This window comes from Globicatella sanguinis NBRC 15551 (assembly GCF_001552295.1).
Taxonomy (GTDB): domain Bacteria; phylum Bacillota; class Bacilli; order Lactobacillales; family Aerococcaceae; genus Globicatella; species Globicatella sanguinis.
Window position 1 is genome coordinate 1 of record NZ_BCQX01000232.1, and the last position, 1,009, is coordinate 1,009.

At 32.7% G+C, this 1,009-nt stretch carries 1 protein-coding gene; it reads right to left on the bottom strand.

Going from position 1 to position 1,009, the window contains the following annotated elements:
* Positions 1-43: 43 nt before the first annotated feature.
* Entirely contained in the window at positions 44-829 is a 786-nt protein-coding gene (locus GSA01S_RS10280) for a DUF2382 domain-containing protein (RefSeq protein WP_066127328.1), read from the bottom strand.
* Positions 830-1,009 lie beyond the last annotated feature (180 nt).

Sequence of the window (1,009 nt, forward strand, 5' to 3'; positions counted from 1 at the left end):
GGAGATTAGTCAGTAACTAACCTCCTTTAATTTAATTATCTAATTAATATTCAGTTCTGTCTTCGGTAATAATTTCTTGATCGCCATCAACATCTAATACTTCCTTACGAACTGAATCTGTAACTTGTTCAGTCTCTTCTTGAACTGTTTTGTTAATATCTACTTCTCCTGTAACTACTGTTTCTTTATCAACAACTACTCGTTCTTCTGATAAAGGCACTGTATAGGTTTCTTCTTGAAATACATCATCATCCGCTACCGCGTCTGTATTGGCGCGTCTAGTAATATGAAGTTCTTCACGTCTAACAGGCACTTCTACCGTTTCTGTATCTTCAATAACGTGTTTTCTTATTTCTACTTCGCCTTTGCTTTCACGTTCTTTACGAACATTTAACTGCTCTTCATGTAATTTAATAGTAGTATTTTCATCTAATCCATCATTCATATGAGCATCAGCATGGTAATCTGCGACATTTCCTGGTGTATAATCTTCACCCGGTTCTTGAGCTAAGTATGTTTCCTCAACTAATACGAGCACATCACCATTTTGAATCAATTCTTTATATTCTTCATATTTCCCATAGTGTTCATCGTCAAAATCTGGTTTTGGATTAAGGAAATTAACAAAAGCATCCCACCATGAGTTATCTTCATCAATGATTTCACTTGTAGAAACTTCAACACCTGATCTTGAAAATCTTTCCGTTACATAATCACTATTTGTTGCAATTGAAATATCATTTTGAGAGACGCCGCGTCTGATTAAATCTTCCACTGCCATTTCCGCTTCTTCAAATGTACTATAAGAACCATAAATAAACTTTGTCATATTAAATCTCTCCTTTTATTTCATTAATTAATTTCTACTTTCATCATCAAAACAATAGTTAGTAAATTAAGTATAGGTTAACATCCTTTGTTACCCTCAACAAAATTTCGTTTCTAAAATTAGTCGCGAACTAATATTTGATAATTAAATTATAACATGGATTTTATAAAACTTGGATAG